This window comes from Amycolatopsis lurida, assembly GCF_900105055.1.
Classification (GTDB): domain Bacteria; phylum Actinomycetota; class Actinomycetes; order Mycobacteriales; family Pseudonocardiaceae; genus Amycolatopsis; species Amycolatopsis lurida.
The window spans coordinates 4613214-4635674 of sequence record NZ_FNTA01000004.1 but is presented as its reverse complement, the minus strand read 5'-3'; the positions used below and the strand labels follow the sequence as shown (position 1 = coordinate 4635674).

Sequence of the window (22461 nt, the reverse complement as noted above, 5' to 3'; positions counted from 1 at the left end):
TGCTATTGATTCGGCACGTGTGGCGGAAATGAACAGCTCAGCCCCCACATGTCTAAGTTGCCACTGGAACAAGTCCAATATACTTCTCGTACTACCACACCTACAACTGTAATCCCGTCGTTGGGAGTGTTAATTCTGTGTGATGAAAGTGCCTCGGAAATAGCTGTGGAGCCCGGACCATTTACACTCGATGGTGGAAAAGTAGACCAACCAAGCCTTGCAGTCGTAAGCTTGTTTACATAATGGACATCGCCTTCCTTGGCCCCGTCAAGTACTTGATTCTCATAATCACCATTGGGCTCCTTCTTGAAGCCTAGAGATTCAATCTTGGCATTAGCCAGGGCTAGAGCGGCTTTCTTGTCTCCGGTTATTTCAACGTACTTGTAGCCCTCCATGTAACACTCAATACGTGTTCGGAGGCCCACCGACGTTCCGCTGTCGCACCCCAGGTCTTCTACATTTAAGGCAAGCTGCTTACCAGAAAGTTGAGTCGCCTCAAGCGTTGCCTGAATACGATTCTTCACTTCATTACTGCCCACGCTGTACCTATGACCGCCCATAAAGAAGAGGAACCAAACCAGGAGAAGCACCAACACGACGGCAATAATGACCTTCAGGTATACCGGCGTCGGCGCGTCATTAAAGACACCCAAAGGTCTGTTGGCGCTCTTCTTCGTCCTCGATGATCGTTTTTTGCTTACGCTTGGCATATACTCACTATTTTAACAGGCGATTTAGTTAAATCAATCCACAAATTGAAGAACCCCTAGCTCCAGCAGCCTTGTGGGCAGCATTGAAGCTAGGGGCGTCGGCTCTTCAGGTTATTCTGTTGTCGAGGTGTTACTCGCCGATGGCCTGGCGTACCAGTTGAGCGTAGGCCGCCTGCCCCTTCACATTCGGGTGAAACACGTAGGCGGTGTTGTTCAGTGCCTGGTCGAAGTTGTGGAAATAGGACTCTCCTGACGAACACACTTCGTGTCCATCGAACGGTGAGCTGGTACCCGTCGCCGAGACGAAAACCAGTCGCTGGTTGTCCGTGCTGAGTGCCCGCACCGCATCCACGGTGTCGGTGATCTTCGTGTTCAGCTTGGTGACGATGTCACGCGCTGCGCGGGCATCTTCCCAGTATCGCCCTGCTGCCACTGGAACACTTTCGTACATGTAGGGGCAGCGTGCATCGCCAATCTCATTGACTGACTTGTCGGCGATGACTTGCGGATAGCCCAGCACGTAGATCTTCGCGCCGGAAGTTTGGGTAACCTCCAATAGCTTCTTGTATGTACTTGTCAGGCTCCCTCCGAGCGTGTTGTTGATCGCGTTCAGCGAGTTGTTGTACACGCCGCTGCTGAAGTTGCAGGTGTCGAGGATGCACGCTTTCGCGAAGTCCGCAAAGAGGATGTCGTTCCCACCAATGGTGAGGGTGACGATCTTCGGGCTTCCCGAGGTCAGTGCGCTGATTTGCGGCGATTCGTTGCGGCCGGTGTCATACCACCCGTTGAGAACATGCGTCGTTTTCGCGCCGGAGCACGCCACGAACTTGTCCAGTTGCAGCGTGGTGTACGGGTCTGTCCCAAGGACCCGTGAGTACGCCTGGGTGCTGCGGTGACACACATTGCCGTCCATGAACGGCTCGATTCCTTCTCCAGCAGAGAAGGAATCACCAAGTGCCATGAGACTCCGCGGTGCCGGTTGTGTACCGGTGTTGGCGCTCAGGACATCACCTCGTGGGTAACTTGTCCCAAGTCCAGTCACCTTGACTGCATACAGCTTTGGGCTGTAGTTGGTGCAGTTGTTGGAGCACTTGGCGATAAAGCTCACCGTGTCGTTACTGACTGCCATGGCATGGGCGAAGTGGTTGTAGTTAAAGTAGTAGCCGCTCGGGCCACCACTCTTGCCCAAATCACCCTGCATGACTGCCTGGTAGCTCCACGTCTCGCTCGCGGGGCTGTAGGCACCAATGACGATTGCTGGCACGGTCGGTGGCCAGCTGATGCCCGTGTTGAGGTTCAGCTCTCGGATCACCGCAATCTTGCCGTTGCTCTCCGCCGAAACGAACGTGCCACCGAAGGTGCCGGTGACCCCGTTTTGAGAGTACGTATTGGTCAGGTGAATGGCCTCAGTGACGACTCCGGCGGAATTGATCGTCACGAGTGTGTTGATGTATTCCTCGGGCGTGGCCGGCACGCCGCTGGAAATCATCTTCTGCTCATTGACGAGTGCGGCCACGCCTCCACCCTGGAGCGGATAGACCTGGACGCCGTTGACATTGGCACCCGGCGTTGAAGCCGGTGTCGTCCGCACTTTTCCAGTGCGCGGATCGTACATGTCAACGCGCGCGCTCCGGTAACTCCCGGAAACATACTTGCCGACGAACAGTTGCCCATCGGCGTTCAGCTTCTCATACCAGATGTCGTCGATTGTCGCCTCACCAAGGAACTTGCCGCCGTAGCTGTAATAGCGCGGCTTACCACTGGATTGGCCGTGCACCATGATGCCATCCTTGTAGGGATGCAACCTGATGCTGCAATCGTTCGGGATCACGATGTCCAAAATCTTCTTTGGCTGAGTCGTGCCCGGCTCCACCTCGGGCGTCAACCCGATGAGGTGAACACCGTTGTTGTAGACCGTCGCGTAGATGTTGCCATCGGCACCAACAACGACATCATTACCCTGGTCGTTCCCACAGTGAACGGGATACTTCCATTTCAGCGTGTTGCCATCGTAGGCGAGCAGGTTTGGACCAGCTGCCCAGTAGCCATTGACGACACCAGACGGAATTCCGTATAGGTCGTCATTTTTGTCTACAACGGGATCGTTGATGCAGTTGGGCACGCCGTCGATGATGCTGGTGCGATCGATCCGGCGGATCTGCTGACCTGTGTCATCGTAGGTCACCAGGTCTTGCCCGTTGTCAAGCGTCGTGCAGGCCAACGTAATGCTGCCTGTCGGACTTTCGACGAGCGGCATGTCCCTGCGACCCACGTCGACCGCAGGCCATTGCAATTCTGGTACTGATTCGGCCGCGTACGCCGCTCCAGGGGTGGTTACCCCTATGAACGAGGCGACCAAGGTCAGCAGTACAACGACTGCTGGCCGTTGCGCTTTTCTGCGCATGGCACTTGCCCTCTTCCTTTGATTTGATTGTGAATGAACGGAGACATAGAAGATGACTCAAGCCAGGTTTTGACAATGTCACCCTCGATGCCCTTCTTAGCTTGAAGAGCCAAACTAGTTATGACATACACGGCCTCCTCTCGCATATAGTGCAAAAGACAACAGGCAAAGGGGTTCTAGGGTTCGGTTTTTGGAACGCCTCGAAAGTCGATTTAGCAGAGCATCAGATTGCCGCAGGTACGTACTTCAAACAGAGTCTCGGCACCACCACGCGCCACCTTCCGAATGAGCTCGGCCCGCTGCTCATCCGGCACCACGAAAAGCACCTGAGGAAAGTAGGTGTCTTGCCAGAGCCGGTACGCATCCTGGTACCGGCTGCACTTCTCCTTGAGCGTGCCGACATGCTCGGTACCTCGGTCGACTTCCAGCCAGTAGGCGCGTTTAACCTGCTCAGCTCGGTTGCCTGCCTCCACGTACGCGTCCGGCGTGAGCAGCACGCTACCTACCGACTGGTGGCACTCTGGCTCGGTGGTGAACTGGATGACTTCGAGTTCGTCGCGGTGTTCGGCCTGCTTGAGCCAGGTGTAGCAATCGGCGACGGCAAGCGTGTGGAGGTTTACTGCTCGCGGTGCCCAGTACGCCCCCGGCTTGTCCAGCAACTTCCACCCAGCCCGGCCGAGCTGGTAGACGTACTGCGCTGAGCCTCCCTTGTCTCCTCCCACTAGTCGCGCTAGCCGGGTCAGGTGTTTCTGTTCAACCAGGCGTTTCAACGTGCGATCAAGCGGCGTCGCCGACGCGTTCTCGGCGAACACGGTGGTTTGAAGTTGCCCCCGCGTCATCTGGCGGAACTTCGCCACCAGCTCGACCACGTGGCGGTCGCGTTCGGGAAGCTCCCCGCTGGTTCCTACAACGACCACGGTGGCCCCCCAACCAACGTTTGCGTTAAAGCCTGCTTCCACTGGCCGATGTACCGGCCTGCTAGTTCCAGGTGTTCTTTGGCGCCCGCGGCCTTCACGTTGGCGTCGGCCACGGCAGCTTCGTGGACGGGCGCTAGCTCCTCAGTGCCGGTTGCCAGCCGGTCGATCTCTTTGAGCTGGTCGATCAGGATGTCGCAGGAACGTCGCAAGTAGGCAGCCTCGCCGAGGACGTCCCGGGTCGTGTGGTGCATGGCCGGTTACTTCTCCCACTTCTGCGGCCCGAGCTTGGGCTTGGGTCGGGCGGTATCACCGGCCATTCGCCGGCGCGCTTCGATCTCGGCTTCTACTTGCTCGATGGGTCGGCCGTAGGCGGTGCGGCTTGCCGCGCGGATAGCGTTGGCGTAACCGGTAGGTTTCAACGGCGGGTTCGCCATGAACGTGATCGGGGCGCTCACGCCGTCCGCGGTGGCAATCCGGCCGATCGCCTCGTAGGCCCCGAGGTTCAAGAAGTCGTCCTCGCTCACCCAGCGGCCGAACTCCCGCTGCATGGTGCGGGCATCCCTTGCGCTGGTTTGGAAGACCGCCTTTGTCCTAGCGTTGGCAAGAACTGCCTGTTCAAGGCCGCGTACCTTGCTGAGCTGGTCCAAATCCTGGTGGGCAAGCACCAACCCGAGGCCGAACGAGCGCGTCTTCGCGAGCAAGTCGGCTGCGTTCACCGGCAAGTTCACGAAGTCCTGGAACTCGTCCAGGTAGAGGAAGGACGGCTTCTTCATCCGCACCATGCGTACGGCCGAGTAGATGGCGTTCATCAGGAGTGTGCCGGTGAGGGAGGCGGTCATCTCCCCCACGCGCGTGCCGTTGAGGTTGATGAGCAGGATTTTTCCGCTGCTCAGCACGTCCTCGAAGGTGAAGCTACTCGTGCTCTGCCCGATGATGTTGCGAATCTCCGGCCGTACGGCGAGCTGCCAAATCCGGTTGTGCACCGGCGTGGCCATACGATCTTGATCTTTACGGCTGTCGTTCAGGTACCGCTGCCAGAACTGCCGAACGTCTCGACTCGTGACGTCACGAACGAGCTGGTCACGCCACGCTGCTTCTTCCGGGCTCTGCGGTGTCAGCAAGGTCGGCAGGTCAATAAAGGTGCAGCCGGGCGTTTGGGCCAAGGCGTGCAAGCCGTAGTAGAGCAGCATCGGGGCGTACACCCCTCGGTTGTCGCCGTAGATGCTGGTGATGAGCGCGCTTAACTCGTCGACCGCCGAGTGCGAGGTGCTCGAGTTCAAGATGTTGAAGCCGACCGGGTAGGCCGTGTCGTTCACGTCGAGCACGATCGTGTCTTTGATGCGGCTGCGCGGTACGGCGTTCATCGCCAGGTGGAACAAATCACCCTTGCTCTCCAGCACGATGACGCCGTAGCCCTGCCGCATGTCGACAGCCGCCATGTTCGCGAGCAAGGTCGTCTTCCCGGTGCCGGTCGGCCCGAGGACGTGCATGTGTTTGGTGGCCTCGCAGTAGGCGACGGCGACCGGCCGCTCGGCGCCTGGAAAGTTGGACGTCCCCACTACGCGACCGACGCTGGGAACCGCGCTACCGGCCGGAAGCTGACGGGTTCGCCCCACCGGAAGTCCGGCCACGTGAGGTGAACCGATCGGCCACCCGATGACGGCGCTCAGCTCGGTGACCGACAGTTGCGCCCCGTAGAGGAGGCTTCCGGCTGCCCGTTCGATGCGCCTGCTCACGACGCTCTTCGGGACGCCGAGCTTCTTCTTGAAGCGAGTGTTCGGACTGCGCACGCTCGCAAGAGCTGAGGACACCGCCGCATGAAGGTGACGAGCGCGAATCTCTGTCGTCGCCCGTACACCGATGCGCAGCACTGCCAGTACGCCCAACTCCCCGCGCTTGTCGCCTCCGTTCTTCCGCTGCCTCGTGTCGGCGGTGCTCCCTCCCTTCCAGCGCCCGGTGTCCGGGGACGAGATCAGTGGGTTCTCGCGCGGGGCCGGGGTGGTCACGAGCTGCAACAACACAACTTCGTCGGTCGTCAGCCCCTGCACGCTGGCAAGTACTGTCGTTGCCACCTGCTCGACCACCGGGACGAAAAGCGGCTTCAACGGGTTGGTGATGCCAAGTTCAACGGCCATCGTCCAAACCGGGTAGCTCCTACTGGCCTGCGGTGTCACCCGAATGCCCGGCAGTGAACTCCGAAGTTGCGACGCGACGTAGTCCGCTTGGTCAGGGGGAACCAACAGCCGAAAGGTGAGGCCGCGGCCGGCTGCCCATAGTTCAAACGTCATCGTTGGCGACCGCCGCCACGATGAACGTGACGTGCCACTTGCTGCCCGGAGGAACCCTTGAACCTGCGCAGCTTGGAGATCGGACGGAAAGCTCAGGGTGTACGCCCGGTACGAGTCGCCACTGGCGTGGAAGAGCGGCACCGTCACCACCTCGACCGGCGGTAGTAGATGAAGCCGAGCAGCAGCACCACGACCAGGCCGACGATGAGGTACGGGACGAACGGCTCCACCGCGTCCACCAGCAGGTTGAGCATCACCACCGCCAAGAGCGCGATGACCAGCCAGTTACGTACCGTCTTCATCGCGGCCCTCGGGGAAGATCACCATGTCCTTGTTCCTAGAGCGGTGCTCGTCGGCGACGGCGCGCATCTTGTTCATGACGGCGTACTTGTTGGTCGAGAGGTTCATGAGCAGCGGTGACAGCTGGATGTTCTGCTTCGGGCGCCGTTTCCCCGCCCAGTTATCGATGAACGCCACTGCTAGTAGGCCAAGTGCCACACCGATTACCACCAAAAGCACCACGAACGGCCCCGCCATCAGAAACTCCCGAACAAGCCGTCGAAGTTACGTACATCCCGAGCGGTTTCCCGGACGTACTCCTGAACGATCGGCGCCAAGGCGGCGGCAATCGTCGGGTCATCCCCGGTGAGCTGCTTAAACAGCCCCATCACGTCGGCGACGTCGAACATCGACTTCTCGGTGAACCGCTTACGCAGCTCAGCTTGAAGAACCTTCACATTTGCACTTGCCACCGTTTCCGACATAGCGGTCGATATCCGCCGCTCAAGTTCCCGCTGGTCACGGCGTTGTCCCGGCCACGCGGGCCAGTTCCCAGAATCAGAGTTGGTGCGGGTGATACTGAATTCGTTGCTCACGGAACTATCCTTCACATTGCGACAAACGTGGGATTGACACAGCCACCGGATACGGAAGGCTGAAAGCTAAAACTCAAATCCAAATCCATCGGCGGGTTAGATGAATGCTTCTCAGGTTCCGGTTGGGCCTCACCGCTCCTCGATCCCGTTCAACTGTGCTGGGGCCAGCCAAACACGGAATCCGCTGCTTCTTAAGGCGCTAACTTCTAACAAGCAAGCAAGGGCTCAACAGCAAGCACACCGGTCGACCATTGGCACTGAGGAGTAACTGCGTGTCCGCAGATCGCACGACGAGCCGCCAGCCACTGAACAGCGACTACGCCGCACTCGGCTCCACCTTGCGGCAGATCCGCGAAACTGCGGGCAAGACGACCTACGAGGTACCGAAGGGTGACGGCAGCTACTTCAAATCAGGGCACGTATCGAACGTGGAAGGCGGTTACACCGCACCGTCGGAAAACTTCATCAAGGCGTACGTCTCGTTTGGTGGGCAGTACGCCGAGCTGATGGGGCTCCTCGATCGAGCCAAGAAGCCACGCCCAACCGGGTTGCAACAGAATGACATCGACGAACTCTTCCTCGACCCGAAGTCAGACCCCTACCTCCTCAGGCGCGGCTACGCCGTCGACCTTCAGGAAGACATCGTGTACGTGAACAAGGAGCGCGTACTTTACAAGCTCGTTTACACTGTCGTCGTCCGCCCTGTCGTGCCTACCGTTAGGTATTTTGTCTTTCGGTACGGCTACGAGGACGACCCACGGCGCGGCGTCGCACGCATTAGCGCTGGTTCGGGTTGCTCGGTAGCCGTCACCGAGGAGAGCGACGACGGCACTGTATTCGTCGTACTCGAATTTGATCAGGCGAAGGCTGACGAGCTGGGACGCTGCCGGTTCTCATGGATAGTGAATGTGAACAGCAGCATTCCAATCTCGCCGGAGGACTCCAACTACACGAAAGCGCCCATAGCTCATGTCATTAGGCGTATTCAGTTCGAAGCACCTGAGAGTGTTCACGAGATATGGTGGTTTCGCGGCGCCGATCCCTTTGCCTCGAAGAACAAGCCAAAGCCGGAGCAACAGCTAGAAGTCAACCCGGCTGGTTTTTACGTTCACGAGTTCTTAAATGTAGAGAATGAAGCCTGCGGCCTTTCGTGGCGATGGTCACCCATTGAATAAAGAAACGCTTATGCTTATAATAGAGATATGATTATATTTGGCGGATACTTTTTCTAAGAAGACGGTGGCTAATTGACGCCACGCAGCGTCCATACTAATATAGAAATGTATGGATAATTTTACTTTGCTTCGAATATCGCTTGCGTCGCAAATAGTTACAGCGCTCGTCGCCGTCATCTTCCTGCTCAACGGCGCAGTGGCACCTGCGGCAAATCAGGTCGGCGCCAATATTGGCGTTGGGCTCCTGGTTGTCATGTTCTTGATTCAACTTGTCGTGGGCGTAATCGCTCTGATCGTGTCGCGTCGAAAAAAACACTAGAGGCCGACCCTGAAATTCGGGCCAGCCTCTAGTGCTGTTAGCGGATACTACGCCATAGGCGTTGAAATCCTCGCCGTGATTTGTGAATCATCGTAGAAACTGCCGCCGAATAACCTGACCGCGCCGTAGTAGGTGAAAGCAACGCCGCCGCAGCTACCCACTATCTCAAATGGCAGTTTGCGACACTCTGCCAGCATGTCATTGAGGAACCAGTTGTCACAGGTTCCCCGGTCAGCCCAGTGGTATGCGTAGCACCCATCGTGGTGGACGCACGGGTGATTGAAGTAGTACTCAGGTGCGGCCGTGCAACCATCCGTAGGCCACCAGTGATCACCACTGTGAGCACTCGCTGAGAACGTGCTTCCGAACAGCGGCAAGGTAGCCATTGCGATGATCGCGAGACCGCGCGCGAACCGGCGCTTGGTTCGCGCGGCACCTTTCCTCTCCCGTGGAGACCCTTTACCTAATATCTTTGCCATCTTGGCTAGACTCTTCCTTCAGACGATGCCTTGCCGGTTGACCAGGCAGGATCATCATCGAAGGACGCAGCCCTGCTTGCGGAGAGCCAAGAAGTTAACAAGCAAGCACGTGAACTGAGGGCATATGACCTCAACCCGTGCACCTCACACGTCGTTTTCAACCATACTCGGCCGCTCCCCAGTCCGCAGGAACTCATGCACGCCCCACCGGACGTCCGCCATCGGTACTTCGACGCTGGCAGGAACCTCGCTGACGTTTCCGCTGTAGATGTACTCCACTACGGCATCGGGGTCGCCGTCTCCAACAGTCCAGCCACCTTCGGTACGGGAGGTGTACCCGATGAAGCCCTTCTCCTTGCCGAGGCCGACCTCAAGCACTGGTGAACGTTCCACGCCAGCGAGCGCTACCTGGATCATCGGGGGTGCGACATGGTCGGCTGTTTCGCGCAAGATGCGTTCAATCAGCTGGTCAAGCTCGCTCGGCGTGGTAACGACGATAGCCGGGTCGCCTTCGCTCAGCTCGTTGTCCGGTGTCTGGTCGTACCAGATTTCCAGGGCTACCACTTCTTGCCTCCGGTGTACGTTTTGCGGTAGTTCGGCCCGTGCACGGTGAGTGACGAACCATCGGGAAGTATGACAGGCAGCAACGCATCGCAGCCCAATGGACCAGGGCACGGCCGGTTGTTCACCACGACTTCGGAGTGAGCTTGGTTCGCTTGCACCATCTGCACCACGACCTTCACTTCGGCATGCGCCGTGATGGCGAGCTTCTTGCTCGGGGGTACGCCCGCCTGCTTGAACATCTCCGCTGCCGCTTCTGAATGTTCGTCTTCACCGCTAACGATCGGTTGCACGGTGCCCTGAGCGTCCACCCACCGGCCGTGGGTCTTCTTGCTCTCCGGGTTGGGCTTTGGAACCGGCGGTGGCAGCTCGGAACGTAGCTCCTCCACCTTGTCAGCATCCAGCTTGCTTGGTTGCGGCGATCCAGCAGTCGCCGCGGCCTGGCCCCGCCGGCTGCCGCTTGGAGGTGAGGTTTCAACGTCGCCGAGCTTGCCGAGATACCCATCAAGGGCTTGCCGAGCTCTGGCGACCAACTGTTGAACGCGACCTACGTCCTCGATGCCGCTGCCAAAGGTAGCGATGGCTTGCTGTGCCTCGGGGTCGAACGTGCCCTCGGTAACGCGCGCCAACGTGCCGTGGGCTTCTTGAAGCGCTTGGTTCGCCTGTTCAAGCTGGGTGGTGGGCAGCTTGGTGATTGCTTCGCCCACGGCTCGGACAACATCTTCGACCGCCACGTCGCTCTCACCCCCTCAAGCAAGATCGCTCAAGGGGTTATACAAGCAGGTCAGGCGCTAGCTGAACAACTTATCCACGTCTTCGACCGCGTGGTAGAGGTTCATACTGAGAGCCATTGCCTGACGGGCAAGTTCTGCCAACGCTTGCAGCTGACCATCTACCTGCCCTACTTGCGGGTGATGGCTGGCATGCGGAGCCACACGAGCAAACGTCTGCACCGCTGCTTCGGCGTTTTCGCAAAACGTTGCGGCCGCTAGAGCCGCCGCTTCAACGAACTGCTGCGTGACGGCGATATCGGACTTCATCACCTGGAAAGAACTCAAGAACCTGACCTTCTCGTACTTGCGGTAGTGGATGAAAAAGTAGGTGCGCCCCCTACCAGGCGCGGGAAGGTAGGGGGCGCCGAACTCCGACAAGGAGGATGCCTAGAGATGGAGGGCTACAAGGGCTCCAGGCCGTCTCGAACTCGTCGGAGAAGATCAATGTCTGGCCGCTGTTCCGGTGGTCGCCGGGGGTACGGCGTCGGGTTAGGGCGTCGTATCGGCAAGCCGCTATCTGCCCGTTCGTATACCGGGAGCTCGGCCCACACCACCTTGCCGCGCCCAAAAGCCATGACGCCCCAGCGAAGCGTGACGGTTTCCAGCGTTTCTTGGAGTGGGCTGGACGTCGTGTTCAGCTCACTCAATTGCGGTGCCGGGTAAGGGTCACTGTCGCGAACCTCGATGCCGATGCTCCGGCGGAAGCAAAGCAGCGTCACCGTCAGCAGCTCCAAGCGATCGGCACTCGACCAGTTCGCCGCAGGGTCAGGAATCCCAGTCGTTTCGACAGCACTTGCCACCAGCTCTTCAACGAGCTGCACCGCATCACCGACCACGGCCGGGGCTTGCCACTGCTCCAGTCTTGAAACGACGAACGACCGCGCTGAGCCGACCGCCGTCGGCAACGCCGCGAGCACCAAGGTGTCGTAGTGCTTGGGGCGCTCGTTCATCGTGGCGGGCTCAGGAGGCGCTTGGCGGGACGTCGTCACTGGCAGCAAGGCCGTCATCTGAGACAGTCCCTTCGAGCACGAGGTTGTGGGTACCGCTCTCGACGCGGTTCTTGATGGCAAGAGCCAAGTCGGCAAGCTTCGTGGCGAACCTGATTTGGTCGCTTTCCGTGATGGTGTCGTAGAGGACACCCGAGACGAACATGCCGGTTTCCCGGTTGATGCTGCGTAGCTGCGCCACGATCGACATGTCGCTGTCGTGGTTAGACATCGGCACCACGCAGCTCGAATACTTTGGCCTGGGCGTCAAACTCCAACTTCGCGACGAAGTTGTTCTGGAGGAGCACGCTGCGGGCGAAGTGCCGGTACGACGGAACGACCACCGCGTGGGCGTCGGCCCGCTGGAGCTCATGAACGAGCTCGTTGAACGTCTCCTGCGACCCACAGTGGAACTCGTAGAAGATCTCGATCAAGTAGTAGCCGAGCTTCGCGGCATAAATGCGCATCGCTCGTTCGGTGCCGAGCACCTTGCTATCGGGCGCATCGGCCGGTACCCGCATGTACCCGTAGGCCAGCGGCATTGTGACCGCCGCCTCCGGCACCTTGTCGTAGTCCCACGTCCCAGTTTGATCTTTGGCAAGTGTGGTCACCCGAGCCCTCCTCACGCGATTTCTGGGCGGTCGGTCTGACGAGAGGACGTCGGGGTGCACCCCCGCCAGCCCGACCGCTTGGAGTGGTCACGGTCGGTAGATCAGAGAACTACGACCGGTACCGCATGCAAGAATGCCTCCGCAAGGCAGCAAACGCAACCCTTGCATTTGAAAGTCGTGCGTTCGCCCCCGGGTTGGAGCGCGACGTAGAGGCAGGCCACACTTACGTGGCCCCGACCGAAGGGGTGAGGAAGGATCGACACCGTGGCGCCAAGGAGGCAGACACCTTCCGTACGGCTACGCCGTATGGCCGCTGAGCTGCGCCGTCTTCGTGGTTCGGCAGATTTGAGCCGCGAACACGTCAGCGAGCAAACCGGCATCAACGAGGCAACGCTCTACCGGATTGAAACCGCCAAGGCCAAACCGCAGAAGCGCACCTTGATGGCACTGCTCAACCTGTACGAGGTCCCGGCTGAACAACGCGAGTACCTGTTCGCGCTCCTCAAGGACGCAACCAAGCAGGGGTGGCTTCGGCCATATCACTCGGAGCTGCCCGAGGAGTACACGGCTTACATCAGCTTCGAGAACGAGGCGCAGAGCGTCCGGAACTACGAGTCGCTGTTCCTGCCGGGTTTGCTCCAGGACGAGAACTACGCGCGCGCTGTCATCCGTGGCGTTCTTCCTTCCGCGACCGACGACGAGGTAGAAGACCGCGTCCGGGCACGCGTGGAGCGGCAAGCCGTTCTCACCAAGGACAAGGCGCTCAAGTTCTGGGCAGTTGTCGATGAAGCAGCCTTGCGTCGTGTGGTCGGTGGCCCTGCCGTGATGAGCGCGCAGCTTGAGCACCTTAGGCGGATGGTGAAAGCGCCCAACATCACGTTGCAGGTCATCCCGTTTAGCGCCGGTGCTCACCCGGGTATGCCAGGCCAGTTTGTCCTCATGGACTTCGAAGACCCGATGGACACCGACCTGATTTACATCGACTCGATGGCAGGCGACCTCTTCTTGGAGTCGGACGCCGACATCAGCCGGTACAAAGCCATCTTCGACAACTTGGTGGCGGTAGCGCACAGCCCCAACGACTCGGCCTCACTCATCAGGGAAGTGGCCAACGACGTGAAGGCGAAGGGAGGTTAGGTAGACCATGACTGAAGTTGATCTGTCGGGTGCGAAGTGGCGGAAGAGTTCACGGAGCAGCGGCAACGGCCAGTGCGTCGAGGTGGCGCACGTGGGCGAAGTGACTGCTGTACGCCACTCCAAGAACCCGGCAGGAGCCGTTCTGCTGTTCACACCCGAGGAGTGGGACGCGTTTATCGGTGGCGTAGAAGATGGCGAGTTTCGGCGACCGTAATGCCGTCTGCTTAGAGCCCGCCTTCTTCGCGCTGCGAAGGCGGGCTTCTTTGCGTCGTCATCCGCAGGGGTGTTACCGAGGACTACCGGCCGTGAGCACCTGCCCAAGGAGCCCAAACGGCGGGGGTATGCCGCTTCCCACCTCCCACGTTCGCCCCTGTCAGAGCCCTAGCGCCCGTGGGCCGACACACACGGCGACCCACACCCTAAACGATCTTGAAAAGACCGTTTCCGCTGGTAAACTACCCCTTGCCAGGGGATGCATAGACACACACTTGACTATTCGATCGTCGCCATGCCGTCGTCTTCGCGGAAGGTGGGAAGCTTGTTCAAGGGAATCGCCTTTCAGTGGTTGCCGGTCGGTGAACCCGCGACCGCGATCGACGCGGCCGTCCGTCGGGCGGGTTCACGTCTTCGATCGCTTCTCGCGCTTTTCTTCAGCGCCGCTCTCCGGCGCTCAGAGGACGCCGTCGAGCCGTCCGGCGAGGCCGAGCACGACGGGCAGGACGCCGAGGCACAGGAACGCGGGGAGAAAGCACAGGCCGATCGGGGCCGCCAGGAACACCCCCGCCCGTTCCGCGCGTTCCTCGGCCTCGGTGGAAAGCGGCTCGCGCAGTCTTCGCGCGAGGTCCTTCGCGTGCGTGGCGAGCGCGGTGCCCGCCCGCGCCGTCCGGACGGCGGCGACGGCCAGTTCGGTGAGGCCAGGCCGGTCACGGACCGGCGCCCAGGCTTCCGCCGGCCCGACACCCACGGCGAGGTGCGACGCCACCGAACGCAGAGCCGCCGCGGTCTTCGGAGAGGCGGTCGGCACGACGGCCTCGAGCGCGACGGGTACGGGCAGCCCGCCGGCCAAGCAGGCGGCCAGCAGGTCGAGGGTGGCCGCGGACCGGACGAGTTCGAAGGTGCCTTTGTCCCTGGGCGGGCGTTCCCGAAGCCGCGTGAGAAGTCGGCTTGGCCGCGCTATGCCTCCGGCCGCCACGTGTGGCCAGCAGAAGACGGCACCGCCCAGCAGGATCAACGCCGCGCCGGTCAGCATGACGCCACCCGCCCGGTGAGGGCCCGGCACCATGCTGTGCCCGCCCAGATGAGTCCGCTGCCCACGACGAGCAGCAGCTGCCCGGCGCCCGTCCCGGTGAGGACGTGGACGGGGCCTGCCCCCATCGCCTCGCCGAGCGGCAGGCACACCAGCGGGAGTGCCGCGAGCACGGCGGCACTCGCCCGGGGACCGGCCATCTTGGCTTTGAGCCGACAGCGGAAGCCGATTCCCGCCTCCGCGTCCCGCCGCGCGGCGTCGAGCACGTCGGCCATCGGCAGCCCGAACCGGTTCGCGAGCGTCCACGCGTTCACCAGCGCCGGTGGCGCGTCCGGATCGGCGACGGTCTCACCGCCGAACCGGGCGGCCGCGATGAGTCCGCGCAGCCGCTCGGACGCCGCGGGGATCGCCTCCGCGGTGGCTTCGGCCGCTGTCACCGGATGGGCGCCGGCGCGGAGTTCACCGATCATCGTCCGCAGCACGGACGCGGTGAGCTCGGCTTCGGCCAGCGCCGCCTTCGCCCGTGCCCGCGAGCGGACCTCCTGGCGGACGGTCACGGTGAACACGAGCACCGCCACCGCCCAGCCGATCCCGAGGAACGGCAGGACGAGCAGCGCCGGCAGAGGCCACCAACCCGCCCGAACCGCCCGGGGCGAACGCCAGGCGATCGGCGCGCGCACCGTCGGCTCAGGCCAGCAGGCCAGCCCCGCGCCGCAGGAGAGCAGGAACCAGGGATTCATGCCGCCAGCTCCTCGAAGGGCGTCTCGTCCCCGATCCAGGTGCCTTTGCTCCAAACCGGAACGACTTTGGCCTCACCACGAAAGGACCGAAGGACACCGACCTCGTCCAGCCGCCGGATCCCGCTCGGCAGCCGGACCATGTGCAGGACCACCCGCACCGCCGCCGTCAGCTGGCTGTGCAGCGCGTCCCGTTTCAGCCCGCCGAGCGCGGCCAGCGCCTCCATGCGTGCCGGGACCTCCTCCGAGGAATTGGCGTGCAGGGTGCAGCCACCGCCCTCGTGCCCGGTGTTCATCGCGTTGAGCAACGCGATCACCTCCCCGCCGCGCACCTCTCCGACGACCAGGCGGTCCGGACGCATCCGCAACGCCTGACGCACCAGTTCGCTCAGCCCGACCTCGCCCGCGCCCTCGACGTTGGCCGGGCGGGTGAGCAGGCTGACGAACTGCGGATGGTCCGGTTGCAGTTCTCCGGCGTCTTCGACGCAGACGATGCGCTCGCCCGGCGGCACGGCGCCGAGCAACGCGGAGAGCAAGGTCGTCTTGCCCGCCCCCGTCCCGCCGGAGACCAGGAACGCGAGCCGTCGCCGGATTACCGAGTCGAGCAGCTCCGCGCCACTCGTGCCGAACACCCCGCGCAACCGGAGTTCCGCGAGATCATGGGTGGCCGGCCGGAGGATCCGGAGCGAGAGGGAGGTCCCGGCGGGCGCGAGCGGCGGGAGTACCGCGTGCATCCGGACCCGGCCTTGCGGCCCCACTCCCGGCAACCAGCAGTCGGCGAACGGTTGCGCGTCGTCCAGCCGCCGCCCGCCGGCGAGAGCGAGCCGCTGGGCCAGCCTGCGGACCGCCTCCTCGTCGGCGAAACGGACCTCCGTCTCCCGGGGGCCTTTACCGGTGTCCGCCCAGACCTTGTCGGGAGCGGTGACGAGAATGTCGGTGACGCCGGGTTCCTCGAGAAGCGGCGCGAGCGGGCCGGCGCCGACGAACTCGTCGCGGGCCAGCCGGACCGCTCCGAGTACGGCGTCCTGACCGAGTGCGCCGCCCGCTTCGGCGCGGACCGCCCGCGCGACGCTCACCGGATCCGCCGGGGCGGCCGATCCGGCCAGCCGCCGCCGGACCCGCTCGACCAGATCTTCGGTCATCGCGAGGCACCGGCCAGATTCCCGCGCGCGGCCGCGAGGACTTCGGTGGCGGCCGTGGCCAGGTGCCCGCGATGTCTCGGAACGAATTCACCGCGGTCGAGCGCGACCGAGAGAGACCGCTCGCGGCCCATCGACGTGATGAGCGGGACGCCGACCGCGTCGGCGATCTCCTGCGGGATCAACCCGGCGGGCGACGGTCCGCGGACCGCGACACCGATCCTCGTCGCGTGGGGTTCGAGCCTGGCGAGGACCTGTTTCGCCGCGGCACAGGCACGAAGTTCCGCGGGGACGACGACCACGACGAGATCGGCCAGCCCGATCACGGTGGCCGTCTCGGCGCCGAAATACCTCGGCAGATCGCAGACGACCGTCCGCCCCGCCCGCCGTCCGGCGTTCAGCACGCCCTCGATCGCCTCCGGCCCGGGGCCGCGACCTTCCCTGCCATAGGACACAAAGGACAGTGAGCCGGTCGAGTATTTCTTTCGTGGCAGGGCTTCGCTCAAAGCGGCCATGGACACCCGGCCGCCGAGTTCGAGCTCCGGCCAGCGGGGCCCGCGATCGCGTTCGGCGGCGAGAAGGACGTCGACCCCGCCGCCGAGCGGGTCGCAGTCGACCAGCAGCCCGCCGGTGCCGGACTTTTCCGCTTGGTATGCGACGGCGGCCGCCAGCACGGAAGCCCCGGCACCGCCCCGCCCGCCGATGATCCCGATGACGACGCCGTCGTCACGCGCGGGCCCGTCGACGACGTCGGCGAACTCGCCGATGAGGTCGCCTTCCTCGTCCGGGAGCGACAGGACCTTCTCCGAACCGGTGTTGAAGGCACGCTCCCAGGTCACCGGCGTCGGCGCGCCCTTGCAGACGAGCAGGACCTTGTTCCGTCGCAGCAGGCGGTTCGGCGCGCTCGCGGCTTCCTCGTCGAGCACGACGAGCGGCGCGCGGGCCCACCTTCCGCGGGCGGCGGCCAGATCGGGTGCGCGTTCGACCTCGCAGCCCGCGGCCGCGGCCACGCGCAGGATCTCGTCGAGCAGGATGTCGTCGCCGGCGACGACGAGCGGATGTTCCGCGGTCATGGCTCCCCCAGTGATTCGGTCGGACTCGGGTGATGTCTCCACGGTCGCGCCGGTCCCCGCCGCGCACAACGCCATTCCGTCCCACCTGTGGACAACCGGGGTGTTGTGGACAACTCCGCCGCGAGAAACCGGTTTCCCACGGTTTTCGTCGGTCCTTCACCGCACGAATCCACGTCACCTTTTCGACAGGGGGCGCGAGCATGAAACGGTTGAGAGAAAAGAAAGTTAACGAACTTCAGGCGATTCCAGCCTTGTCCTGGAACGCTTTTCGCGGGCGACTAGGTCTGAACCATCGGCACCACAAGGGATAAAGGAGGCGGCCCTCGCCAGGGGGGAGGGACGAGGGCCGCCTGGGGTTCAGCCCCGGGGGGTCGGACTGAACCTGGGCCCGGTGCAACACCGGACAATCTCACTGTAACTCCGACACCGGCCCGTTGCGGGCGACCTCCGTACCCACAATTCGATAACGGCACGACACGCCGGATCGAGTACGCGGTCGTGGATTTTCCACCGCGCCGGACCGATCGTGGTCGACCAACGGGCGCTCGCCGGTCCGGCTCTCCTATCCTTGGCGAGTGGACCGACCCAGCACGACGCCAAATCAGGTCGCGGCGTTCTTCGATCTCGACAAGACGATCATCGCGTCATCGAGCGCGTTGGCCTTCAGCAAGCCGCTTTTGCGCGAAGGCCTGATCAACCGCCGAGCCGCGCTTCGCAGTGCGTACGCCCAACTCGTCTTCTCCCTCGCGGGCGCGGACGCGGCGAAGACCGAGCGGATGCGGGCCGAGGTTTCCGCGCTGTGCGCCGGATGGGACGTCGCGCAGGTCTCCGCGATCGTCCGCGAAACGCTGCACGACGTCGTCGACCCGCTCGTCTACGCGGAGGCGGCGGAACTGATCTCCTCGCATCGCGCGGACGGGCACGACGTCGTGGTGCTGTCGGCGACCGGCGAGGAGGTCGTCGCACCGGTCGCCGAAATGCTCGGTGCGACGCGCAGCGTGGCCACGCGGATGCAGATCGTGGACGGTCGCTACTCGGGCGAAGTCGATTTCTACTGCTACGGCGAGAACAAGGCCGTCGCGGCGAAGCAGCTCGCGGCGACTTACGGCTACGACCTCACCCAGTGCCACGCGTACACCGACTCCAGCACCGACATCCCGCTCCTCGAGGTCGTCGGACGGCCGCACGCGGTCAACCCCGACCGCGTGCTGCGCAAGCACGCGACGGAGCAGGGTTGGGAGATCCTCGCCTTCGAGCACCCGATGTCGCTGCGGACCCGGATCCCGGCGCGCTCGGCCGGGCTGGTCGCGCTCGGCGCCGTCGCCGCGGGGGCCACTTGGTACGGCTACAACCGGCGCAAACGCATCCGCTGAGCGCACACCCACACGGCGGTACCGGACCGGTTTTCGCAGTCAGGGCCGCGAATTGTCCGTCGCGCAGGGTGCCCGTGTCACTAGATCGAGCCTCTGTACCGGTGCACCCGTCTGCGCACTTGAAGTGACCCGGCTCACGGCGTAGAAAGTAGGTGCGGACGTTCGGTCGGCCAGGGAACAGGTAGAAGAGAAGCCTGTTCCACCCCGGCGAATCTCCGTGTGCGGACACCGGGTACCCACGCGCAGCGCGCCGCGGGAGGCTCGTCGTCTAGGGACTGCGTACCGGGACGCCGGACGCCGAGTCCATGAAGGTACGACCAGAGTTGCACGCTTGGTCGCCCGAGTGGTCCGCACTGACTGGCGGCGCCCGCCGGCTTCTTGCCGACGGGCGCCGCCAGTGTTTTGCCCTCGTTTTCAAGCGTGACAGGCCCCTTCGCGTCCCTTTGTGTATGAACGGACCGTTCGTGCGGGTGGCCGATGGACAAGCAAAGTGCTCGTGGGTAGCTTCCGGATATCAGTGCTTCCAGGTGGACTTCTTTCCATCTGAGAGTCAGGCACGAATCTGGGAGGCTTGAGGTGACGACCCGAACCGCGCACGCCCGTCATCGGAGGATCCATGCGCTCGCCCTGCCCCTCGCGGGCCTGCTCACCCTGGGTGCCGGAGCCTCGGTGGGGGTTCCGGCGACCGCGCAGCCGGTGACGGCGGACGTGGAGGCGCAGCGGACGCTGCGCGGGCTGACCCTGGAGCAGAAGGTCGGGCAGCTGTTCGTCACGTGGGTGAACGGGAAGTCCGCCGACGAGGTCAACGCCAAGAACAAGGCCGACTTCGGCGTCGACACCCCCGCGCAGGTGATCGAGAAGTACCACCTGGGCGGCGTCATCTACTTCAACAACGACAGCCGCGACAACTTCGACGACCCGGTGCAGGTCGCCAAGCTCTCGAACGGGCTCCAGCGGGCCGCGCTCCGCAGCGGCGCCCGTATCCCGTTGCAGATCGCGACCGACCAGGAAGGCGGCACGGTCACCCGCATGGGCGCCCCCGCCACCGAGCTGCCGAACGCGATGGCGATCTCGGCGGGCCGTGACACCAAGGCCGCGCAGGAGGCCGCCCGCATCCTCGGGCACGAACTGCGCGCCGTCGGCATCAACCAGGACTTCGCCCCCGACGCCGACGTGAACTCCAACCCGGCCAACCCGGTGATCGGTGTCCGGTCCTTCTCCGGTCGCCCGGATCTGGCGAGCCAGTTCGTCGAAGCCCAGGTCAAGGGCTTCCAGAACTCCGGACGGCGCTCCGAGACGGTGTCCGCCGCCGCGAAGCACTTCCCCGGCCACGGTGACGCGGCCACCGACAGCCACCATGAGCTGCCCAGGATCGACCGCAGCGAGGACAGCTGGCGCGCGACCGACGTGCCGCCGTTCAAGGCCGCCATCAAGGCGGGCATCGACTCGATCATGAGCGCGCACATCCAGTTCCCCAGCCTCGACCCGTCGGGCGAGCCGGCCACGCTGTCGAAGCCGATCCTCACCGGCAAACTGCGCGAGGAACTCGGTTACCGCGGCGTCGTCGTCACCGACTCGCTGTCGATGGACGCCGTGCGCGAGATGCACACCGACGCGGAGATCCCGGTGCTGGCCCTCAAGGCGGGTATCGACCAGCTGCTCATGCCGGTGAACCTCGAACTCGCGATCAACTCCGTGCTCGACGCCGTCCGCAAGGGCGAGCTGACCGAGCGCCGCATCGACGAGAGCGTCCTGCGGGTGCTCAAGCTCAAACTGAACCGGGGCATCCTGACCTCGCCGTTCGTCGACCCGGCCAAGGTGATGTCGAAGGTCGGCACCCCGGCCAACCTCGCGACCGCGCAAGGCATCGCCGACCGATCGGTCACCGCGATCCGCAACGACGGCGGTGTCCTGCCGCTCAAGAAGCAGCCCGCGAAGACGCTCGTGACCGGCTGGGGCGTGAGCACGACGACGTCGCTGGCCGCGAAGCTCACCGCGCACGGAACGCAGGCGACCGCGCTGCAGACCGGTCAGACGCCGACCGACGCGCAGATCTCGCAGGCCGTCGCGGCGGCGAAGAACGTCGACCTCGTCGTCGTGCTGACCAACAACGTCGGGACGTATCCGTTGCAGGGCAAGCTGTTGCAGGCGCTGGCCGACACCGGGAAACCCGTCGTCGCGGTCGCCGCCCAGATCCCGTACGACGCCGGTTACGAGAACCCGATCAAGACGTGGCTCGTCACGTACGGCTACATCTCGCCTTCGCTCGAAGCGTTGGCGAAGGTGATCCTCGGGAAGGTGAAGCCGCAGGGCAAGCTGCCGGTGGACGTTCCCGCGGGCAAGGACGTAGGCACGGTGAAGTACCCCTTCGGCCACGGACTGACCTGGTGAACCTCAACCGCCGCCACTTCCTCGCCACCGGTGCGCTCGCGGTCCCCGCGCTGACGGCCGGGTCCTCCGTCGCGGGGGCCCAGCCGGAAAGCGAGAGCAAAGGTCCCTCGCTCACCCGCACCGGAGCGGACGTGCTCGCCGCCAAGGGCTGGGCGCCGCTGTCCGGCCGTAAGCTCGGTGTGCTGTCGAATCCGACGGGAGTACTGGCGAGCGGCGACCACATCGTCGACTCGATGGTCGCCGCCGGGGTCCGGCCGCTCGCCGCGTTCGGGCCGGAGCACGGTTTCCGCGGCAGCGCGCAAGCGGGCGGCTCCGAAGGCGACTACACCGATCCACGCACCGGCGTGCCCGTCTACGACGCGTACGGCGCCGACGCGGCAAAGCTCGCCGGGATGTTCACGAAGGCGGGCGTCGACACTGTCGTCTTCGACATCGTCGATGTCGGCGCGCGGTTCTACACCTACATCTGGTCGCTGTACACGGCGATGGTCGCGGCGGCGAAGGCCGGTGTGGCGGTCGTCGTGCTGGACCGGCCGAACCCGTTGGGCGGCAAGGCCGCCGGGCCGATGCTGAACCCGGCGTTCGCCTCGGGTGTCGGCCGGAAGCCGATCGTGCAGCAGCACGGCATGACCGTCGGCGAGCTCGCGCGGTTCTTCGCCGCCGAGTTCCTACCAGCCGAGGGTGTCACGCCGGGCAAGCTCGAAATCGTCGAAGTGCGTGATTGGCGCCGTGATCAGCTCTTCGAACGCACGGGGCTGACGTGGGTCCCGCCGAGCCCGAACATGCCGACGCCGGACACCGCGCTCGTCTATCCCGGCACCGGGATGTTCGAGGGCACCGTGTTCTCCGAAGGCCGGGGCACCACCAGGCCGTTCGAGATCGTCGGCGCGCCGGGCCTCGACTGGCGCTGGCGCGAGAAACTCGGCGAACAACGGCTGCCCGGGGTGAAGTTCCGCGAAGCGTACTTCGTGCCGACGTTCGGCAAGTTCGTCAACGAGCCTTGCGGCGGCGTACAGGTGACCATCACGGACCCGCGTGCGTTCGACGCCATCCGCACCGCGGTCACCATGTTCGTCACCGCGAAACAGGTGCACCCGGACAAGTTCAAGTGGCGGCCCGACAACTTCCTCGACAAACTCTCCGGCTCCGACAGATTGCGCACGATGATCGACAAAGGCGCCGGAGTGGACGAGATCGTCGGGTCCTGGCAGGCCGAACTGGCCGAGTTCGACCGGAAACGCCGTCGCCATCTCATCTATCGCTGAGG

The 22461-nt window shown here is 63.5% G+C and carries 25 protein-coding genes; 6 read left to right on the top strand and 19 right to left on the bottom strand.

The window, feature by feature from the left end:
* Nucleotides 1-2 precede the first annotated feature (2 nt).
* From BLW75_RS42405 to BLW75_RS42400, 8 genes are all read right to left on the bottom strand, one after another.
* Nucleotides 3-710 (bottom strand): hypothetical protein, encoded by a 708-nt coding sequence (locus BLW75_RS42405; protein ID WP_143055363.1) that lies wholly within the window; start codon nt 708-710, stop codon nt 3-5.
* Nucleotides 711-840: 130 nt separating this feature from the next.
* Nucleotides 841-3114 (bottom strand): SGNH/GDSL hydrolase family protein, encoded by a 2274-nt coding sequence (locus BLW75_RS27255; RefSeq protein WP_091598418.1) that lies wholly within the window; start codon nt 3112-3114, stop codon nt 841-843.
* Between the two features lie 212 nt (nt 3115-3326).
* Nucleotides 3327-3983 carry a replication-relaxation family protein gene (locus BLW75_RS27250; protein WP_034309964.1) on the bottom strand — a complete coding sequence of 219 codons (657 nt, stop codon included), beginning with the start codon at nt 3981-3983 and terminating at the stop codon, nt 3327-3329.
* 35 nt (nt 3984-4018) lie between these two features.
* Complete coding sequence (locus BLW75_RS27245; protein WP_034309962.1) at nt 4019-4282, bottom strand: hypothetical protein; 264 nt, start codon at nt 4280-4282, stop codon at nt 4019-4021.
* A 6-nt stretch (nt 4283-4288) separates the two neighbouring features.
* Nucleotides 4289-6166 carry a type IV secretory system conjugative DNA transfer family protein gene (locus tag BLW75_RS27240; RefSeq protein ID WP_034309959.1) on the bottom strand — a complete coding sequence of 626 codons (1878 nt, stop codon included), beginning with the start codon at nt 6164-6166 and terminating at the stop codon, nt 4289-4291.
* A gap of 296 nt (nt 6167-6462) precedes the next feature.
* Entirely contained in the window at nt 6463-6621 is a 159-nt protein-coding gene (locus tag BLW75_RS42955) for a hypothetical protein (protein ID WP_158005373.1), read from the bottom strand.
* Entirely contained in the window at nt 6605-6796 is a 192-nt protein-coding gene (locus tag BLW75_RS27235) for a hypothetical protein (RefSeq protein WP_034309957.1), read from the bottom strand. Before BLW75_RS27235 ends, BLW75_RS42955 begins: the two co-directional genes overlap by 17 nt.
* Nucleotides 6797-6855: 59 nt before the next feature.
* A complete protein-coding gene (locus BLW75_RS42400; protein WP_143055361.1) occupies nt 6856-7194 on the bottom strand; it encodes a hypothetical protein in 339 nt (112 codons plus the stop codon).
* A gap of 272 nt (nt 7195-7466) precedes the next feature.
* Here BLW75_RS42400 and BLW75_RS27225 point away from each other — a divergent pair, with 272 nt between their 5' ends.
* Nucleotides 7467-8369 carry a hypothetical protein gene (locus BLW75_RS27225; RefSeq protein WP_034309953.1) on the top strand — a complete coding sequence of 301 codons (903 nt, stop codon included), beginning with the start codon at nt 7467-7469 and terminating at the stop codon, nt 8367-8369.
* Between the two features lie 366 nt (nt 8370-8735).
* Here the strand turns inward: BLW75_RS27225 and BLW75_RS44215 are convergent, their stop codons facing one another.
* The 7 genes from BLW75_RS44215 to BLW75_RS27190 all read right to left on the bottom strand — a co-directional run bounded on the left by BLW75_RS44215 (nt 8736) and on the right by BLW75_RS27190 (nt 12098).
* The gene (locus BLW75_RS44215) at nt 8736-9074 is read right to left on the bottom strand and encodes a phospholipase A2 (RefSeq protein WP_395766728.1); all 339 of its coding nucleotides are present in this window, start codon (nt 9072-9074) and stop codon (nt 8736-8738) included.
* A gap of 237 nt (nt 9075-9311) precedes the next feature.
* On the bottom strand, nt 9312-9731 hold the full coding sequence (locus tag BLW75_RS27215; protein ID WP_034309950.1) for an Imm1 family immunity protein: 420 nt from the start codon (nt 9729-9731) through the stop codon (nt 9312-9314).
* Complete coding sequence (locus BLW75_RS27210) at nt 9725-10462, bottom strand: DddA-like double-stranded DNA deaminase toxin (protein ID WP_034309947.1); 738 nt, start codon at nt 10460-10462, stop codon at nt 9725-9727. Before BLW75_RS27210 ends, BLW75_RS27215 begins: the two co-directional genes overlap by 7 nt.
* A 57-nt stretch (nt 10463-10519) precedes the next feature.
* Nucleotides 10520-10879 carry a hypothetical protein gene (locus BLW75_RS27205; RefSeq protein ID WP_034309945.1) on the bottom strand — a complete coding sequence of 120 codons (360 nt, stop codon included), beginning with the start codon at nt 10877-10879 and terminating at the stop codon, nt 10520-10522.
* A gap of 23 nt (nt 10880-10902) precedes the next feature.
* Nucleotides 10903-11451, bottom strand: coding sequence for a hypothetical protein (locus BLW75_RS27200; protein WP_091598406.1), 549 nt, complete (start codon nt 11449-11451; stop codon nt 10903-10905).
* 10 nt (nt 11452-11461) lie between these two features.
* Entirely contained in the window at nt 11462-11719 is a 258-nt protein-coding gene (locus BLW75_RS27195) for a hypothetical protein (protein WP_143055360.1), read from the bottom strand.
* Nucleotides 11712-12098: a recombinase family protein gene (locus tag BLW75_RS27190; RefSeq protein ID WP_091598400.1), complete on the bottom strand. Its 387-nt coding sequence runs from the start codon at nt 12096-12098 to the stop codon at nt 11712-11714. Before BLW75_RS27190 ends, BLW75_RS27195 begins: the two co-directional genes overlap by 8 nt.
* A 306-nt stretch (nt 12099-12404) precedes the next feature.
* On the opposite strand from BLW75_RS27190, the gene BLW75_RS27185 reads away from it, so the two are divergent.
* Together BLW75_RS27185 and BLW75_RS27180 are read left to right on the top strand one after the other, a co-directional pair.
* Nucleotides 12405-13235: a helix-turn-helix domain-containing protein gene (locus BLW75_RS27185; protein ID WP_091598397.1), complete on the top strand. Its 831-nt coding sequence runs from the start codon at nt 12405-12407 to the stop codon at nt 13233-13235.
* Nucleotides 13236-13242: 7 nt separating this feature from the next.
* A complete protein-coding gene (locus BLW75_RS27180) occupies nt 13243-13449 on the top strand; it encodes a DUF397 domain-containing protein (RefSeq protein ID WP_091598394.1) in 207 nt (68 codons plus the stop codon).
* Nucleotides 13450-13905: 456 nt separating this feature from the next.
* Here the strand turns inward: BLW75_RS27180 and BLW75_RS27175 are convergent, their stop codons facing one another.
* From BLW75_RS27175 to ssd, 4 genes are read right to left on the bottom strand one after another with little or no spacing between them, the layout of a single operon-like run.
* Complete coding sequence (locus tag BLW75_RS27175) at nt 13906-14484, bottom strand: type II secretion system F family protein (protein ID WP_034324928.1); 579 nt, start codon at nt 14482-14484, stop codon at nt 13906-13908.
* Nucleotides 14478-15221 carry a type II secretion system F family protein gene (locus BLW75_RS27170; RefSeq protein ID WP_034324930.1) on the bottom strand — a complete coding sequence of 248 codons (744 nt, stop codon included), beginning with the start codon at nt 15219-15221 and terminating at the stop codon, nt 14478-14480. The genes BLW75_RS27175 and BLW75_RS27170 overlap by 7 nt, the downstream gene beginning before the upstream one ends.
* Nucleotides 15218-16360, bottom strand: a complete 1143-nt coding sequence (locus tag BLW75_RS27165; RefSeq protein ID WP_091598391.1) for a TadA family conjugal transfer-associated ATPase — start codon at nt 16358-16360, stop codon at nt 15218-15220. Before BLW75_RS27165 ends, BLW75_RS27170 begins: the two co-directional genes overlap by 4 nt.
* Nucleotides 16357-17430 (bottom strand): septum site-determining protein Ssd, encoded by a 1074-nt coding sequence (gene ssd / locus BLW75_RS27160; RefSeq protein WP_034314803.1) that lies wholly within the window; start codon nt 17428-17430, stop codon nt 16357-16359. Before ssd ends, BLW75_RS27165 begins: the two co-directional genes overlap by 4 nt.
* A gap of 575 nt (nt 17431-18005) precedes the next feature.
* Here ssd and BLW75_RS27155 point away from each other — a divergent pair.
* From BLW75_RS27155 to BLW75_RS27145, 3 genes are all read left to right on the top strand, one after another.
* Nucleotides 18006-18803, top strand: coding sequence for an HAD family hydrolase (locus BLW75_RS27155; RefSeq protein WP_034314799.1), 798 nt, complete (start codon nt 18006-18008; stop codon nt 18801-18803).
* 576 nt (nt 18804-19379) lie between these two features.
* Entirely contained in the window at nt 19380-21194 is a 1815-nt protein-coding gene (locus BLW75_RS27150; RefSeq protein ID WP_167373523.1) for a glycoside hydrolase family 3 protein, read from the top strand.
* The gene (locus BLW75_RS27145) at nt 21191-22459 is read left to right on the top strand and encodes an exo-beta-N-acetylmuramidase NamZ family protein (protein ID WP_034314797.1); all 1269 of its coding nucleotides are present in this window, start codon (nt 21191-21193) and stop codon (nt 22457-22459) included. The genes BLW75_RS27150 and BLW75_RS27145 overlap by 4 nt, the downstream gene beginning before the upstream one ends.
* Nucleotides 22460-22461 lie beyond the last annotated feature (2 nt).

What these genes read in the sequence shown, in the direction of transcription:
- BLW75_RS27185 (WP_091598397.1), top strand. Translation starts at nt 12,405, where the DNA reads ATGGCCGCTGAGCTGCGCCGTCTTCGTGGTTCGGCAGATTTGAGCCGC.
- BLW75_RS42405 (WP_143055363.1), bottom strand. Translation starts at nt 710, where the DNA reads ATGCCAAGCGTAAGCAAAAAACGATCATCGAGGACGAAGAAGAGCGCC.
- BLW75_RS42955 (WP_158005373.1), bottom strand. Translation starts at nt 6,621, where the DNA reads ATGAAGACGGTACGTAACTGGCTGGTCATCGCGCTCTTGGCGGTGGTG.
- BLW75_RS27170 (WP_034324930.1), bottom strand. Translation starts at nt 15,221, where the DNA reads ATGAATCCCTGGTTCCTGCTCTCCTGCGGCGCGGGGCTGGCCTGCTGG.
- BLW75_RS27195 (WP_143055360.1), bottom strand. Translation starts at nt 11,719, where the DNA reads ATGTCTAACCACGACAGCGACATGTCGATCGTGGCGCAGCTACGCAGC.
- BLW75_RS27240 (WP_034309959.1), bottom strand. Translation starts at nt 6,166, where the DNA reads ATGGCCGTTGAACTTGGCATCACCAACCCGTTGAAGCCGCTTTTCGTC.
- BLW75_RS27200 (WP_091598406.1), bottom strand. Translation starts at nt 11,451, where the DNA reads ATGAACGAGCGCCCCAAGCACTACGACACCTTGGTGCTCGCGGCGTTG.
- BLW75_RS27245 (WP_034309962.1), bottom strand. Translation starts at nt 4,282, where the DNA reads ATGCACCACACGACCCGGGACGTCCTCGGCGAGGCTGCCTACTTGCGA.
- BLW75_RS27175 (WP_034324928.1), bottom strand. Translation starts at nt 14,484, where the DNA reads ATGCTGACCGGCGCGGCGTTGATCCTGCTGGGCGGTGCCGTCTTCTGC.
- ssd (WP_034314803.1), bottom strand. Translation starts at nt 17,430, where the DNA reads ATGACCGCGGAACATCCGCTCGTCGTCGCCGGCGACGACATCCTGCTC.
- BLW75_RS44215 (WP_395766728.1), bottom strand. Translation starts at nt 9,074, where the DNA reads ATGGCTACCTTGCCGCTGTTCGGAAGCACGTTCTCAGCGAGTGCTCAC.
- BLW75_RS27165 (WP_091598391.1), bottom strand. Translation starts at nt 16,360, where the DNA reads ATGACCGAAGATCTGGTCGAGCGGGTCCGGCGGCGGCTGGCCGGATCG.
- BLW75_RS27255 (WP_091598418.1), bottom strand. Translation starts at nt 3,114, where the DNA reads ATGCGCAGAAAAGCGCAACGGCCAGCAGTCGTTGTACTGCTGACCTTG.
- BLW75_RS27180 (WP_091598394.1), top strand. Translation starts at nt 13,243, where the DNA reads ATGACTGAAGTTGATCTGTCGGGTGCGAAGTGGCGGAAGAGTTCACGG.